Here is a 14,709-nt window from a genome sequence, read left to right as displayed (position 1 = left end):
GCCGACCCATCCGTCGACGTCGCTGTGCCAGGCTCATCGGCATGACCGACGTGACCTACCGGGAGGCGGTCCGGGCCGACCTGCCCGCCGTCATCGCCCTGCTCGCCGACGACGTCCTGGGCAAGGCCCGCGACTTCACCGAGGTCGACGAGGCGTACGAGAGGGCGTTCGCGGACATCAGCGCGGACCCGCGCAACCAGCTCATCGTGGCCGAGCAGGACGCCGAGCTGGTCGGCTGCCTGCAGATCACCTACATCCCGGGTCTCGGGCGGCACGGCAGCGAACGGTCGCTGATCGAGTCGGTCCGGGTCCGCTCCGACCGGCGCGGCCAGGGGTTGGGCCGGGAGCTGATGACCTGGGCGGTCGGCCAGGCCCGGCAGCGGGGTTGCGCGCTGGTGCAGCTCACCACCGACAAGACCCGCGAGGACGCGCACCGGTTCTATCTGGGCCTCGGCTTCGTGGCCAGCCACGAGGGCATGAAGCTCGCGCTCTGACCCGGCGTCGCGTTCACCCGGCGGGGCAGTGGGAGTCGCCCCGACCGGGTTACGTTCGCTGCCATGAGCAGGCCGACGATTCCCGGCGCCGCAGCATCGCGCCCGGCATGGTGGCGGACTGGCTCGGCGCTGTTGGCGGTCGGCGTCCTCCTGGTCGTCGTCGCGTTCTGGCTGCCCGCGTGGCACAGCGTCTACCTGGTTCGGACGGAGACCACTCCGGGTTCGACGATGCTCGTCTGGGCGCTACCGTTCGCGGTGATAGCCGCCGTGTTCGCGGTGCTGTCGCTCGCCAACACCGGCCCGGCCCGCTGGGTCTGGCGGCAAGCCAGCCTGGGAATGCTCATCTCCAACGTGCTCGCCTGCGGCAGCCTCACCGGGGCGTACTGGTATTTCGAGGCCGAAGACCCCTACGTCGAGGACGAAGTTCTGTCGACCGGGCCGGGCGTCGGTCTCGTCCTGGCCCTGCTGGGCTACCTGCTCATCCCGCTCGCCGGTGCCCTGCCCGACGGCCGCAAGGACGCCGACCGGCCCAAGCACGACCGGCCCGACCAGGCGGAGTAGGAGGACGGTTTGGTCCTACCGTCGCGGGGCAGCCGTTCGGCGGCGGTCAGCTGTCGACCAGGCGACCGTCGCGCAGCACGAGCACCCGGTCGGCGAGGTCGATCAGGGCCGGATCGTGCGTCGCCACCAGGGCCGTCATGCCACGGGCGTGCACCACCGCGCGCAGCAGGTCCATGATGGAGCGTCCGGTTTCCGAGTCGAGCTGACCGGTGGGTTCGTCGGCGATGAGCAGGTCCGGCTCGTTGGCCAGCGCGCGCGCCACCGCGACCCGCTGCTGCTGCCCACCGGAGAGCTCGTAGGGACGCTGCGCCGCGTGCCCACCCAGGCCGACCAGCTCCAGCAGCACCGCGACCCGCTGCTCCCGTTCCGCCGCCGGCACCTGCGCCAGCCGCAACGGCACTCCGACGTTCTCGGCGGCGGAGAGGATCGGCACCAGCCCGAAGGTCTGGAACACGAACCCGACGGTGCCCCGGCGCAGCCGCAACAGCTCCGCCTCTCCCGCCGAGGTGACCTCGTGCCCGGCCACCACCACCTGACCACTGTCCGGCCGGTCCAGCCCGCCGATCACGTTCAGCAGGGTGGTCTTACCGGCTCCGGACCGGCCCCGGATGGCGACCAGTTCGCCCCGGTTGGCCGTGAACGAGACGCCCTGCACGGCGTGGACGGCGTGCTCGCCCCGGCCGAAGGTCCGGCTGACGTCACTGACCCGGACCACCTCTGCGGGGTGCGCCGAGGACACACCGCCGAACCCGGCCGCGCCGGTCACCACCATGTCCTGCTGGCTCATGCCCGTGCCCCCCGCTCGTCCGAGGCCCGGTCACCGGGCCGTACCTGCACATGGTCCGGCTCCAGGTCGAGCCGGACCCGTTCCTTCAGCGCGAGCGCGTCGACGAACGCGGCCGGGAGCTGCATCCGGCCGTTCCGGTCCAGCACCGCGTACTCCTCGCTGACCAGCTCGGTGTTGCCGTCCGCGCCGACCCGAGCGGTGCGGCGTACCTCGGAGGCGGTCCGGCCGTCGCGGATCGCGACGGTCCGGCGGACCTGCGTGGCCACGGCGTGGTCGTGGGTTACGACCACGATGGTCACGCCCAGCTCGGCGTTGATGGTGCGCAGCGCCGCGAAGACCTCCGCGCCGGTCGCCTCGTCCAGTTCGCCGGTCGGCTCGTCGGCGAAGAGCACCTCCGGGTCGTTGGCCACGGCCACCGCGACCGCGACCCGCTGCTGCTCGCCGCCGCTGAGCTGCCCCGGCCGTCGGTCGGCGCAGTAGCCCACGCCGACCATGTCGAGCAGTTCCCGGGCTCGCTGCCGACGGGCCTTGCCGCTGAGTTTGCCGGCCAACTGCATCGGCAACTCGACGTTCTCCAGCGCGCTCAGATACGGCAGCAGGTTACGGCCGGTCTGTTGCCAGACGAACCCGACCAGCTCCCGCCGGTAGCTCAGCCGACGCTTCGCGGAGAGCGACAGCAGGTCGTAGTCGGCCACCCGGGCGATGCCGGCGGTCGGCGTGTCCAGGCCGGACAGGATGTTGAGCAGGGTCGACTTGCCCGACCCGGAGGCGCCGACGATCGCGACCAGCTCACCCCGGTCGATGACCAGGTCGAGCCCCTGCAGGGCGACCACCTCCACCCCCTCGGTCTTGAAGATGCGTACCAGGCCGTCGCAGACGATGTGCCCGCGCAGGCGGTCCTGCCCGCCGGCCCGCTCGGCGGCGCGTTGCGCTGCCCGCTGTTGCAGGGCGGCCAGGTCCGGCACCAGTGGAGTCTGGGCGGTAGCGGTCATCTCAGCTCTCCTCTCCGAGCCGAAGCACCTCACCGAGGCGCAACCGGCGGTTGTTCAGGGCCTCGACGGCGACCGCGAAGCCGAGGGCGACCGCCCCGAGCGCGAGCACCGCGGCGACCAGGCTGGGCTCGAAAGCCACCTGGACCGGCACACCACTGGTGAACGCGGACAGGCCGAGCACCGGATTGAGCAGCAGGGGCAGCACCGCACCGACCAGCGCACCGGTCAGCACCGACACCGCGACCAGCGGGGTCAACTCGACCAGCAGCAGCCCTCGCCACTGCCGGCGGGACAGGCCGAGGGTACGCAGCCGGGACAGCACCTGACCCCGGGCACGCGCCCCGGCCAGCACGGTGAACGCGATGGCCAGCAGCCCGAGCACGGTGCCGCCGACGGCGCCGGCCACGAACCCGAAGGCCAGCACCCCGTTCGCACCCCCGTCGCCGAGTTCCCGGCGGACGTCCGCGCGGGTGTCGACGGTGACCCCGAGTGGGCGGTCCCGACCGGTGACCGCTCCGTCGCGTTGGTAGCGTGCCTGCCCCTGGTCACCGGCGACGCGCAGCGCCTCGGCGTCCAGCGGGTCCCCGGCGACCAGCAGGCTGGTCGGCACGGGTGTGGTGGTGCGTTCCGGCAGCGCCTGCCAGGGCAGGATCACGAACCGGCTGGTGTTCGCCGACAACAGCGGGAAACCCTCCTGGGTGTCGGCCACCCGGAACTCGTACCGCTGGCCCTGCACGGAAATGAAGGCCGAGTCGTTCAGCCCGGCCTTGGCCAGGTCGGCAGCGACCGCCGGGGAGACGATCGCCGGCAGCGGACCCTCCCCCGGCCGGGCGGCGAGCAGCGCGGGCGGCACCGACAGGTCGACCTCGGATTCACGGGCCACCGCATCCAGCCCCGAGCCGTCGACCAGGAGCACGTCCGTCGGACCGACCCACGCGTCGGTGCCGATCTCGTCGACCGCCAGCCGCTCGTCCGCCTGGTACAGCACCCGGGTGACGGCCCGAACCCCCGGCAGACGACCCAACTCGTCGATGGTGTCGGGCGCGAACCGCTCCCCGCGGATCACCGCGTCGGCGGGCACGATCTGCTCGGCGGCCCGTTCCCGGCTCGCGTCGACGCCGGCGGCGACGACCGCGCAGAACGCCGCGGTGCCGATCGCCAGCACCACGACGACCAGCGGGGTTGCGACGGCGGAACGGCCGGCCCGCGCCGTGCCGAGGAAGGCCACGCTGCCCCGGGTCCGTGCGGCAAGCCGGCTGACCAGCAACAACGGCCAGGGGTACGCCCGCAGCGCGAGCACCGCCGCCGCGACCGCGAGCAGCACCGGCACCGACACGAGCAGCGGGTCCACCTCGCCGAGGGTGAGGCCACGTCGGCGCAGCAGCACCGCGGCGAGCCCGGCCAGCAGCAGCAGGGAGACCTCGACGGTGAGCCGGCGGGCCGAGGGGCGCACCCGGATCAGGTCACGGCGGGCCGCCGCACCGCCCGGTACGGCCAGCGTCGCCAACGGCAGCGCGAGCGTGACCAGGACCGTCGCCGCGATGACGTACGGCGTGGTCGGGTCCGGCTCGCCGGGGAACAGGGTGCCCAGCCACCAGCCCAGCGCGGCGGCGACCGGCACCACCAGCAGCGATTCGGCGAGGCTACGCCGAGCACCGGCGGTGGCCGCGCCACCACGGGCCCGCAGCAGCACGAACTCCGAACGGCGCCGTCGGGTGGCGAGGCTGGCCGCGAGCACGATGAGGCCGGCCAGAGTGGCCAGTACCCCCGCGGCGATCACCGCGAGCAGGGTCCGGGCGGCATCGACCTGGGCGGCGAACGCGCGCAACGGGACGTCGACGCCCTGGGTCAACGTGAGGTCCTGGGGCCGGGTGCGCTGCATCGTCTGCAGACCGTCGATCAACTGGTCCAGCTCGCGTGCGTCGATCCGGTCGGCGCCCAGGCGGTATCGCCAGTTGTACTGGACCGGCCAGCCCGCCGCGGCCCGCTTGTTGAGGGCCGACTGGGCGACCACGCCGACGATGACTTTCGACTGGGCGTCGCCGGGCGGTTCGATGATCCGCAGCAGCTGTGGCAGCCCGTCCCAGATCCCATTCGCGGGGTCGACGGGACGGAACAACCCGGACACCACCACCGGGGCAGCGTCGGAGAGTTTGCCCTTGTCATCGGCGTTGCCGATGCGCAGTTGGCTGCCGGCGCGCAGGTTGAGTTTGCCGGCCACGTCGGCGTCGAGCGCCACCTCGATCGGCCGCTCGGGAATGTAGGTCTCGCTCGGCCACGCCCCCTCGACGAGGGTGCTCGCGCCCTGGATGCCGGGCACAGCCCGTAGGCCCAGGTCGACCCGCAGGTTGCGAGCCGCGAGATCCGGCCCGACCACGCGGGCCGCCTGGGAATCCACGTTGTACCACCGTTCGGTCACCGCCGACCGCACCTGTGACGGCATCTCGGCGGCCAGGCGGTCGAATCGCTCGGCGGCGCCGCCCATCGCCGTGTTCCTGGAGGTCGCGGTCACCACCCCGGTGGTGTACGAGATGTCCCGGCGGGCGGCTGGCTCACTGCTCAGCTGCGCCCGCAAGCCCTGTTCGGCGAGCCGGTTGACCAACCGGGGCACCCCACTGATCAGCATCGTGACCACCAGGGTCAGCACCGCCAGCAGCAGGAACTGCCCGCCGTACGCCCGGACCCGCCGGACGGCCGCGCCGACGCTCATCGTTCTCCCCCGATTCGCAGCTGCACCGCCGCCACCCGCTGACGGATGCCGGTGGCGATGAACGCGCTGAAGGCGAGCGCCGCCAGCAGCAGGCCGACCGCGGTCAGGCCGATCGGCACCCAGGGCAGCGCGAACGTCGCCGGAGGGATCGGCCGATCGGCGGCCGAGGTGAGGATGACCAGTGGCGCCATGGTGGCGCCGACTCCGGCACCGAGTAACAACCCGACCCCCACGCCGATGCCGGCGAGGAACGTCTGTTCGGCCAGCAACGCCCGGGCCAGCAGCCCAGGCGTGGCGCCGAGGGTGTGCAGCACCGCGAACTCGCCGAGCCGGTGTCGCGCGGTGGCCCAGACATCCACCATCAGGCCGACGAGGGCGAGCAGCACCGCGCCGAGCGCGGCGGCGAGCATTCCGGTACGCGAGCCCTGCCAGTACGGGTCGTCGGCGGCCGACTCGTACACCGCTTCCCGGTTGAGCACTGTGACGCCCGACAGTTCGCCGGCCGCCTGGGCGGCGGCCGTCGCGTCGTCGGCGCCGATCCACCACTCCGGTACGGGTCGCATCGTGCCATTGCCCCGGACCAGCATGTCGACGGCCGCGGGCAGGTCCAGCAGCATGCCTTCCCCGGTGGTGGTCGGCACCGCACTCAGCTCGCCCACCAGTTGGACCGGCAGCGTCGCCCCGGCGAGCGTCAGGTCGACGGTGTCGCCGACGCGCAGGCTCAGCGCCTCACGGACCCCGGGGGTCATCAGTACCGCGATGGGCTCGCTCTCCCCGCCGGGCACGATCGTGAACCGGGTCGGCGGCTGGTACAGGAACTGCCCGCCAGGAATCACGTCCACCGGGTGCACCGCGGCGAACCCGGTGGGAGTGGTCCGCACCGGCGTGGACTGCTGCTCGCGGGGGGCCGTCATCGTCCAGTTACCGCTCAGCCCCGCGGGCGCTGTGGTGCCGTCGGCGTTGACCACCGTCAGCCCGTCGAGCTGGAGTCGGTAGGCGTTGCCGGCCGCCAACCCACCGTCAGCTTCGAATCCGGTCAGCCGCAGCCGTGCCCCGCGGGCGTCGGGCAGCTGCACGGTGAACTGGGTGGCCCGGCCGTCGCTGGCGGAGTTGGCCGCGGGCAGCCGCAGGGCGAGACCGTCGGAGCTGGTGACCAGCAGCGTCACCGCGACCTGAACCGGCCGGCTCGCGTTGCTCACCGGAGTACGGACCGTGCCGGTGATCGCGCGCGCGTCGGCTGGCAGCTCGACGCCTGCGAAGGCTCCCCGCGCCTTGACCATCCGCTCGAACTGTGTCGACGCGGTTCCGTCGCTCAGGCGGTCGGCGAGACGGACGACCCCGGCGGCGCTGGCCGCGTCGACACCGATCACGGTCGCCTGGAGGTCCTCCCGGCCGACCCGTATCTCGTCCCGCCACGCCGGGAGCACCTGCTTGACGCTCGGCAGAGCGGCGAGCTGGTCGCCCCGGGTCGGCGGGGCGGCGCCGGTCCGTTCGGTGACCCGCAGGTCGGCGCCGACCGTGTGTCCGGCCTGCTCGACCTGGGACCGCTCCCCTGTGCTGATCAGGGACCAGGCCAGGGTGCTGCCACCGACGGCGAGGGCCAGCAGGAGCACCGGGCCGGCGTGCGGACGCCGACCGGCCTGCCACATACCGAACATGGTGGCCGTCCAGGGCCGCCGGTCGACGAACCGCTCGGCGAACCGGGTGAGTGGCGGAAGCACCCGCAGCGCCAGCACGGCGCCGGCCAGCACGCCGAGCGTCGGGGCGGCGACCAGCAGTGGGTCGATCCCGAGTCGACCGCCGGACCCGGCCAGCGGGGAGGCGTACCGGCGTAGCTGCACCCAGGCGAGCACGGCGAGCGCCACGAGGACCAGGTCGACGCTGGCACGTTGGATGCTCGCCGACCGGTCCGGCCGGGACCGGGCGGCCATGTCGGCCACGTACGTGCCGGCGTTGCGCAGCGTCGGGAGAACCATGGCGACGAGGCAACCGGCCGCGGTGGCCGCCGCTGCCGCCCAGATCAGTGTGGTGTTGCCACCGGCGGTGGAGAGGTCGGCCGACCCGCCGGGTCGGACGAACCGCAGCGCCTCGCCGGCGATCAGCGGACCGAGCACGGCGGCCGGGGCGACCACCAGGGTCGCCTCGCGAGCGGCCAGGCCAGCCAGTTGACGACGGGCGGCGCCGCGGGCTCGCAGCAGCGCGGTCTGCGGGCGGCGGTCCTCGTGCAGGAGCGCGGCGACCAGCACCAGCGCGTACCCACCGAGCACCAGGATCAGCAACAGCGGGGTGGCCAGCGAGGAACGACCCACCAGGTCGGCGCGGGCGATCCGGTCCAGCAGTGTCTCCATCTTGGTCACCGTCTGCCCGGAACTGCCGAGCTGAGCGGCCTCGGGCACGGCCGAGGTCGCCTCGGTGAGGGCTTTCCGCACGGCGGGCAGATCGGCGGTGTCGACGCCCGCGAGGTCCGGTTCGGCCAGCCACGACGCCGACACCGACCCCGGCGAGGTGGCGACGAAGTCGACCGGGTCGAGGGTGAACGGCCCGTACGAGGTGCCGGAACCGGCACTGCCCGCCCCCACCCCGGGGGCCAGCAGCCAGTACGCGTCGGTCGGGTCGCGGGGCCGCCAGGTGCCGGCGAGGACCAGCTCACCGCGTCGTTCGGTGGCCCGGTCACGCACCGGGATGCGTTCGTCGACGCTGAGGCCCAGCGTGCCGGCGACCCGCTCCGGCAGGCTCACCTGGACGGGGTTCGCGCCCGGGCTGGGCCAGGCTCCGCTGGTCAGCTCCGCGTGGGCGGCGAGGTCGTCGAGCGTGGCCAGGTTCGCGAAGACCGGTTCGTCGCCCGGACGGGTGACCTGCCCGAGATCGCCGGTCAGCTCCCGGCCGGTGCCGTAGCGGGCGGCGGCGACGCTGACCGGGGCACCGGCGAGCCCGTTGGCGAACTCGGCTCGGACCGCCTGGTCCCGGGTGGCGAACTCGGCCGCGTCACGCCCACCTGAGCCATTGACCAACAGGCCGCGTTCCTCGGCCGGCGAGGCGGCGACCAGGGCACGCTGCCCGGCGTCCACCGCCCGGCGGTTGTAGTCGGACAGCCCGGTAACCAACGCGACAGCGACGAGGGCGGCGATCACCGCGGCAACCAGCAGCCCTCGCGCCTCGCGGGCCCGCCTCCACACCAGCTTCATCCGACGCCTCCCCTGGCCCCGGTGGGCCGACGACCATCAAGACAGGCCACCCCCCGGGAAAGGTTCGCGCCCGTTACATGATCGTTATTACGAGAGGGTCAGCTCACGCCGGCCCGTGCGCCTCGGACGGTCAGCTACCGCCCCCTGACGTTGCGGATGCCGAACGCCAACGCGCCGATCACGAGCACGACGCCGAGGAGTTGCAAGCCGGGCGAGTCGTCAGCCTCCCCGTGCACGATGCCGGCGACGCCGAGCGCGACGCCGAGGACGGCGACGACGGTCAGGACGTACCTCATGAGGTTTCCTCCTCAACCCACTCGAGCAGGTCTCCGGGCTGGCAGTCGAGCACCCGGCACATCGCTTCCAGGGTGCTGAAGCGGACGGCCTTGGCTCGGCCGTTCTTCAGCACCGCCACGTTGGCCGGAGTGAGCCCGACGCGTTCGGCGAACTCGCCGACGCTCATCTTGCGCTTGGCCAACTCGACGTCGATGCGGACGACGATGGGCATCAGATCACCGCTTCCATGTCGGTCCGCAGCGTGGTCGCCTGCCGCAGCAGCGCACGCATCACCACCATCAGGAGCCCCAGCACGGTGACGCCCACCGTCAGCAGGAACAGCAGCAGCGGCACGCCCGGGTCATCCGCGTTGAAGCCGACGTAGAGGAAGACGCCCACGAGCACAGCCCACCCGGCGCCGATGGCCCACACGATCGCGTCCACCCATTTCAGGGACGCTTCGGTGAAGATGCGGTCGTTCTTGACGAGGCTGAGCAACTGCCACGTCGCGACGATGACCACCTGCACGCACAGCACCCAGAACACCGTCACGATGGTCGCCGGCCATCGCAGGTAGGCGTCCTCCGGCGACTCCTGGGCCATGTACGCGAACTGCCCTGGCAGCGAGAGGGTCTGGAACACGACCAGCACCCCGAACAGCACCACGAGAAAGACTCTGAGAGCGGCTACCGCTCGATGCTCCGTAACCATGCATCGAGTTTCGCTCGTTACCTATCGAAAGTCAATCGGCGAACCGGGGCGCCGTCGGGGCGTTGGAGGGCGACTCACGCGGCAGCGATCAGCTCGGCAAGGACCGTGTAGAGCCGGGCAGCCGCCGACTGGTCGAACTCCGGTCGCGTGAGAGGGACCGGCGTGCCGCGCCGCAGCGCCGTCAGCCGAGCGGCCGGCGGCTCGGCCAGCAGGGCCGCCAGGAGGGTGGCAGCGTCAGCGGTGGAGGATCCAAAGAGCGCGGCGGACGCCCCTACGAGGGCGCGCATCGGTTGGCGGAGTTGACGGTGCATACCGCTGTCGACGAACAGCGGGTTGTACAGCACGTATCGGATTGGGCTGTTCGGGTTGTGCGCGGCGAAGCCGGCGCCAAGGAGGTCGTTGGCGCGCGCGCCCTGCATCGTCGCCTTGAACATGGTGTATCCGCTGGCCAGCTGCAGATCGTCCCAGTGGATTCGGCCGGCCCGGATTCCGCCGGTGCCGCTGAGGTTGAGGATGACCGGTGTCTGAGCACGTTCCAATGCCGGGCGGAGCCGTTCGGCGAGCAGATAGCGACCGAGGACGTGGATCGCGAAGGTCTGCTCGAAGCCCTCACCGGTGACGATCCGCCGCTGGTCGAAACGCCCTGCCGCCAGTACCAACACGTCGATCTTGTCCGGTAACCGGTCCGCCAGCGCGGAGGTCTGCCGGACCGAGGTGAGGTCGGCGTCGGCACTGCCGATCGCTACCACCCGATCTCCGGCTCGCCGCAGTTTGTCGGCAAGGGCACCGCCGATGCCACGTGTCCCGCCCGCAATCACCACTGTGCGCATACTTCATCGTTGGCTTCTGTCGGCCCACTCGAAAGAAGGCACATCGATGTCACCGGCACTGCAGCTACCCGTGACCCCGGCCGACCGCGCGGCGTGTCCGGCAACCGACGTGCTGCGCCGCGTAGGCGAGAAGTGGAGCGTTCTCGTTCTCGCGGTGCTCCGCGAACGCCCTCATGGCTTCAACGAACTCGACCGCACCATCCACGGTCTGAGCCGACGCATCCTCACCCGCACACTGCGCACCCTGGAGAGCGACGGGCTGATCAGCCGTCAACAGACACCGGAGCGTGTCGAATATGCGCTCACCGACCTGGGCCGCTCACTTCTGCCACTGGTCATCGCCGTCGGCGAATGGGCAGTCGCGCACGCCTCCGACATCGAGCAGGCACGCGCTCGGATGCATGGATGAGCCACGAGAACCGACGCAGAGAAGCTGCGTCGCACCTCGGTTTCGACCTCGCACTTCTCGCAGATCACCGGTGACCGCGTCCCGGTTGCCTACGTCCGTCGGTGGTAGTGGTTGCGACGCGGGAGCTGGTCGGCGTCGAGCCAGGCCGGGGGCGCGAACTCCGGATGGCCGTCGTCGCCGAGCCGCACGGTCCAGTCGTTGTGGTGGATGTGTCGGTGGTGGTGGCCGCAGAGTAGGACGGCGTTGTTGAGGTTGGTGGGGCCACCGTCGGCCCAGTGGTGGATGTGGTGGGCGTCGCACCAGCGGGGTGGTCGGTCGCAGCCGGGGAAGGCGCAGCCGCGGTCGCGGAGCACGAGGGCGCGGCGTAGTGGGCCGGTGATGAGGCGGCGTTGTCGGCCGAGGTCGAGTGGTTGGCCGGTGCCGGCGAGCACGGCGGGCAGGATCGCGGCGTCGCACGCGAGTCGGCGCACCGTGCCGGGAGTGAGCCGCAGGCCGATGTCGAGCGCCCCATCGCCCAGCTGCCGGGTCAGCGCGTCGTAGCTGGTGGTGACGACGATCTGGGCGGGGTCGCCGCCGCTGTCGGGCAGCTCTCCGGTGCGCAGGGCGAGGCGGCACACGTCGGCGAGGGCGTCGTGGCGGCGCTGGCCGGCGCAGCGCTGGTCGTCGGGGCCGGCGGGTGCGCTGAGGGGGTCGATGGCGGCGCGCAGCAGCGCGGCGGCTTCCGCGTCGAGGGTGCCGGTGAGGCGCAGCCGACCGTCGGCCTGCTCGGAGATGGTGAGGTGCCGGTCGCGCGTCGCCCGGGCGGCCTCGGCGTCGAGTGCGGCGCGGGCGGCGGCGTCGGCGATGTCGGGGGCGACGTGGTCGAGGATGCGGGTGCCGAGCTTGCGCAGCAGCATGGGGTCGAACTGGCCGGCCCAGTCGGTGAGCACGCCGACGGCCTTGTCGGCCACCTCCGGCCCAGCGGCCGTCTGCACAGTGGCGACGGTGTCGGCGATGACCCGCACCTGCTCCACGCTGACCGCGCCGGCCGCCAGCGCGCCCCGCACGGCTGTCGGGGCCGCGTCAACGCACGCCGCGAGATCGACCAACCGACGGGACGCCGGAATGGTCAACCGCAGTCGCTCACGCAACCAGACCGCCGTGCTGGACGCGCCCTGCGCGACCGCCGTGCCCCGACCATCCACCTCGCGCACCAACGCCAGCTTCACGGCGGCGAGACGCTGCTCCAAGCGGTGCGCGACATCGAGCGCCGCGACCAGCTCGTGCTCGGTGAGAGGCCAGGCGGCCGCGTCGGCGCAGGTCGCCACCGCACTCTCCGCCCGCGCCAACTCATCGATCACACCCAAACTCTAGAACAGGTGTACGACAAATTCCGGCCCCGCGAGAAGCGAGGCCCGGCCGGTCAGGCGTTGTCGTCGTCGGGGGTTCGCTTGGCGCGGCTGGGCTGCACGCGCTTGGGTTCGCCGGGCATCTTCGGATGGTCCGGCGGGTACGGCAGGTCGCCCTGACCGGCGGCGGCGTCCCGGTCGGCCCACTCCAGCAGCGGGGTGATGTCCCATGGTGCGTCGTCGATGCCGGCGTGCGGGTCGCCGCGCTCAGCGAGCCGGGCCGGGACGGTGCGCAGGTCGAAGTCGTCCGGGTCGACGTCGGGCAGCTCGTCCCAGGTGACCGGGGTCGAGACGGTGGCCCGGGCGTTGGCCCGCAGCGAGTACGCGCAGGCGATCGTGCGGTCGCGCGCCATCTGGTTGAAGTCGACGAAGACGCGGCTGCCGCGTTCCTCCTTCCACCACGCGGTGGTGACCAGGTCGGGGTGGCGGCGTTCCACCTCCCGGGCGAGCGCGATGGTGGCCCGGCGCACCTCGGTGAACGTCCAACGGGGCTGGATTCGCAGGTAGACGTGCACACCTCGGCCGCCGGAGGTCTTCGGCCAACCGGCCACGCCCAGCTCGTCGAGGAGCGCACGAACCTCCCCGGCGGCCCGGGCCGCGTCGGCGAAGTCGGTGCCGGGCTGTGGGTCCAGGTCGATGCGCAGCTCGTCGGGCCGGTCGGCGTCGGCGGCGCGGACGGGCCAGGGGTGGAACACGATGGTGCCCATCTGCGCCGCCCAGGCCACGTGTGCGAGGTCGACCGGGCACAGCTCCGCCGCGCTCCGACCGCTGGGGAAGGTGATCTGCGCGGTCGTCACCCAGGGCGGCACCCCTCGGGTGGGCACCCGCTTCTGGAAGAACGCCTCACCCTCGACGCCCTCGGGGAAGCGTTGCAGCGTGGTGGGCCGGTCCCGCAGGGCGCGCATGATCCCGTCGCCGACGGCGAGGTAGTAGTGGAAGACGTCCGCCTTGGTGAACCCCCGCTGGGGGAAGATCACCCGGTCCGGACTGCTCAGCCGTACGCTGTGCCCGGCCACCTCGACCTCGGTGACCGCTGCCTTGGTGCCAGCCATCCCGCGACCTTATGCCACGACCCCGACCTTCGACGTACCGTTGACGGGTGAGTCTTGACGACAATGAGCTGCCCCGCACCGACGACGAGTGGCGGGTCCGACTGACCCCCGAGGAGTTCCACGTCCTACGGGAGGCCGGCACCGAGCGACCGTGGACCGGCGAGTACGTGGACACGAAGACCCAGGGCGTCTACCACTGCCGCGCCTGCGGGTTGGAGCTGTTCTCCAGTGACACGAAGTTCGACTCGCACTGCGGCTGGCCGAGCTTCGACGACGCCATTCCGGGCCGGGTGAAGGAAATCGAGGACCGCACCCTCGGCATGGCGCGTACGGAGATCCGCTGCGCCCGCTGCGACAGTCACCTCGGGCACGTCTTCCACGGCGAGGGCTTCACCCCGAAGGACACCCGGCACTGCGTCAACTCGGTCTCCATCAAGCTGGAACCCCGCTGACCAGGGCACCCCGGGCATAACCACGCCCAGGGCGTAACAATGCTCAGGGCATAACCACGCCCGGGGCGTGACCACGCTCAGGGCGTACCCGTCAACAGCTCGACCTCGGCGGTCCGGGACTGCTCGATGCGCCCGGCCAGGTCGCGGACCCGCTCGTTGCGGCCTACGTCGACCTGGGCCCGGGCCAGGTCGGCTGCCGACCGCTGGTGGTCGGCGAGCACCTCGCGCAGCACCCGGTCGACGTCCGCGTCCGGCGCGGTCCGCAGCCGGTCGAGCGCGGCGTCGTCGCCGTGCCCTTCGTGGTGGTGGGCGGCCGCGCTGGCGCCGGGCCCGGTAGTGGGCAACCAGCCACGCATCGCGGCCAGCTCGTCGGCTTCGGTCGCCTCGATGGCGGCGGCCAGGGTGCGCAGCGCGTCGTCGCGCAGCCGGTCGGAAGCCAACCGGACGATCTGCAGGGTGCGTTCGCTGTGCCCGACCATCGTGCTGAGGAACACCACGTCGATCCCGCTCATCGTGGCGGCGTCGATCGTGTCCCCGGCCGGGGCCGCACCGGCGCCTGAGGCTCCAGCATCCGCCGACCCGGCCGGGGACGCGGGCGCCGGTTGCGGCCGGGCTGACGGGTTCGACGTGGGCGACCCGGCGCAGCCGCCGGTGAGCAGCAGAGCGGCGATCACTGACGCCAGACGGGTACGGCGAGGCATGCCGGGTGCTCCGTTCACGCGAGGGCGGCGAACACGGGTGCGGCCATGGGCCGCACCCGTGCGGTCAGACCTGGAGCCAGAGCGCCGGTACGTTCGGCGGCTCCCAGCCGGGAATCGCGGTGTGCGCCTGCCGGCAGCGGTAGGTGGCTCCGCCGTAGGTG

General features: G+C 72.3%; 16 protein-coding genes. 4 read left to right on the top strand and 12 right to left on the bottom strand.

Annotated features, from left to right (window positions below):
* Nucleotides 1-41 precede the first annotated feature (41 nt).
* A complete protein-coding gene (locus KBX34_RS29710) occupies nt 42-494 on the top strand; it encodes a GNAT family N-acetyltransferase (RefSeq protein WP_210928285.1) in 453 nt (150 codons plus the stop codon).
* 63 nt (nt 495-557) lie between these two features.
* Nucleotides 558-1,055 (top strand): hypothetical protein, encoded by a 498-nt coding sequence (locus KBX34_RS29705; protein WP_210928283.1) that lies wholly within the window; start codon nt 558-560, stop codon nt 1,053-1,055.
* A gap of 46 nt (nt 1,056-1,101) precedes the next feature.
* Here the strand turns inward: KBX34_RS29705 and KBX34_RS29700 are convergent, their stop codons facing one another.
* The 8 genes from KBX34_RS29700 to KBX34_RS29665 form a co-directional block, all read right to left on the bottom strand.
* Nucleotides 1,102-1,827: an ABC transporter ATP-binding protein gene (locus KBX34_RS29700; RefSeq protein WP_210794301.1), complete on the bottom strand. Its 726-nt coding sequence runs from the start codon at nt 1,825-1,827 to the stop codon at nt 1,102-1,104.
* An 11-nt stretch (nt 1,828-1,838) separates the two neighbouring features.
* Nucleotides 1,839-2,834 (bottom strand): ABC transporter ATP-binding protein, encoded by a 996-nt coding sequence (locus KBX34_RS29695; protein WP_210928281.1) that lies wholly within the window; start codon nt 2,832-2,834, stop codon nt 1,839-1,841.
* Between the two features lies 1 nt (nt 2,835).
* Nucleotides 2,836-5,544, bottom strand: coding sequence for an FtsX-like permease family protein (locus KBX34_RS29690; protein ID WP_210928279.1), 2,709 nt, complete (start codon nt 5,542-5,544; stop codon nt 2,836-2,838).
* On the bottom strand, nt 5,541-8,729 hold the full coding sequence (locus KBX34_RS29685; RefSeq protein WP_210928277.1) for an ABC transporter permease: 3,189 nt from the start codon (nt 8,727-8,729) through the stop codon (nt 5,541-5,543). The genes KBX34_RS29690 and KBX34_RS29685 overlap by 4 nt, the downstream gene beginning before the upstream one ends.
* Before the next feature lie 134 nt (nt 8,730-8,863).
* Nucleotides 8,864-9,025: a hypothetical protein gene (locus KBX34_RS29680; protein ID WP_210794228.1), complete on the bottom strand. Its 162-nt coding sequence runs from the start codon at nt 9,023-9,025 to the stop codon at nt 8,864-8,866.
* Nucleotides 9,022-9,237 (bottom strand): helix-turn-helix transcriptional regulator, encoded by a 216-nt coding sequence (locus tag KBX34_RS29675; RefSeq protein WP_088946848.1) that lies wholly within the window; start codon nt 9,235-9,237, stop codon nt 9,022-9,024. The genes KBX34_RS29680 and KBX34_RS29675 overlap by 4 nt, the downstream gene beginning before the upstream one ends.
* A complete protein-coding gene (locus tag KBX34_RS29670) occupies nt 9,237-9,716 on the bottom strand; it encodes a DUF2975 domain-containing protein (protein WP_088946847.1) in 480 nt (159 codons plus the stop codon). The genes KBX34_RS29675 and KBX34_RS29670 overlap by 1 nt, the downstream gene beginning before the upstream one ends.
* Nucleotides 9,717-9,790: 74 nt before the next feature.
* The gene (locus KBX34_RS29665) at nt 9,791-10,546 is read right to left on the bottom strand and encodes a hypothetical protein (RefSeq protein ID WP_210928275.1); all 756 of its coding nucleotides are present in this window, start codon (nt 10,544-10,546) and stop codon (nt 9,791-9,793) included.
* A gap of 70 nt (nt 10,547-10,616) precedes the next feature.
* On the opposite strand from KBX34_RS29665, the gene KBX34_RS29660 reads away from it, so the two are divergent.
* A complete protein-coding gene (locus KBX34_RS29660) occupies nt 10,617-10,955 on the top strand; it encodes a helix-turn-helix domain-containing protein (protein WP_307871521.1) in 339 nt (112 codons plus the stop codon).
* A gap of 89 nt (nt 10,956-11,044) precedes the next feature.
* Here the strand turns inward: KBX34_RS29660 and KBX34_RS29655 are convergent, their stop codons facing one another.
* Nucleotides 11,045-12,295 carry an HNH endonuclease signature motif containing protein gene (locus KBX34_RS29655; protein WP_210928273.1) on the bottom strand — a complete coding sequence of 417 codons (1,251 nt, stop codon included), beginning with the start codon at nt 12,293-12,295 and terminating at the stop codon, nt 11,045-11,047.
* A gap of 62 nt (nt 12,296-12,357) precedes the next feature.
* Nucleotides 12,358-13,395 carry a non-homologous end-joining DNA ligase gene (ligD, locus tag KBX34_RS29650; protein ID WP_210794225.1) on the bottom strand — a complete coding sequence of 346 codons (1,038 nt, stop codon included), beginning with the start codon at nt 13,393-13,395 and terminating at the stop codon, nt 12,358-12,360.
* Between the two features lie 47 nt (nt 13,396-13,442).
* Between ligD and msrB the strand changes: the two genes are divergently transcribed.
* Nucleotides 13,443-13,847: a peptide-methionine (R)-S-oxide reductase MsrB gene (msrB, locus tag KBX34_RS29645; RefSeq protein WP_088946842.1), complete on the top strand. Its 405-nt coding sequence runs from the start codon at nt 13,443-13,445 to the stop codon at nt 13,845-13,847.
* 77 nt (nt 13,848-13,924) lie between these two features.
* Here msrB and KBX34_RS29640 read toward each other — a convergent pair whose 3' ends face one another.
* A complete protein-coding gene (locus KBX34_RS29640; RefSeq protein WP_210928270.1) occupies nt 13,925-14,548 on the bottom strand; it encodes a DUF305 domain-containing protein in 624 nt (207 codons plus the stop codon).
* Between the two features lie 64 nt (nt 14,549-14,612).
* Nucleotides 14,613-14,709: carbohydrate-binding protein (locus tag KBX34_RS29635; RefSeq protein WP_374223732.1), on the bottom strand; the 97-nt coding region annotated here is incomplete at its 5' end.

Origin of the sequence: Micromonospora sp. M61 (assembly GCF_018070245.1) — a bacterium.
Taxonomy (GTDB): Bacteria; Actinomycetota; Actinomycetes; order Mycobacteriales; family Micromonosporaceae; genus Micromonospora; species Micromonospora zamorensis.
The sequence above is the reverse complement of the archived record's forward strand: the minus strand, read 5'-3'. Positions and strand labels throughout refer to the sequence as shown.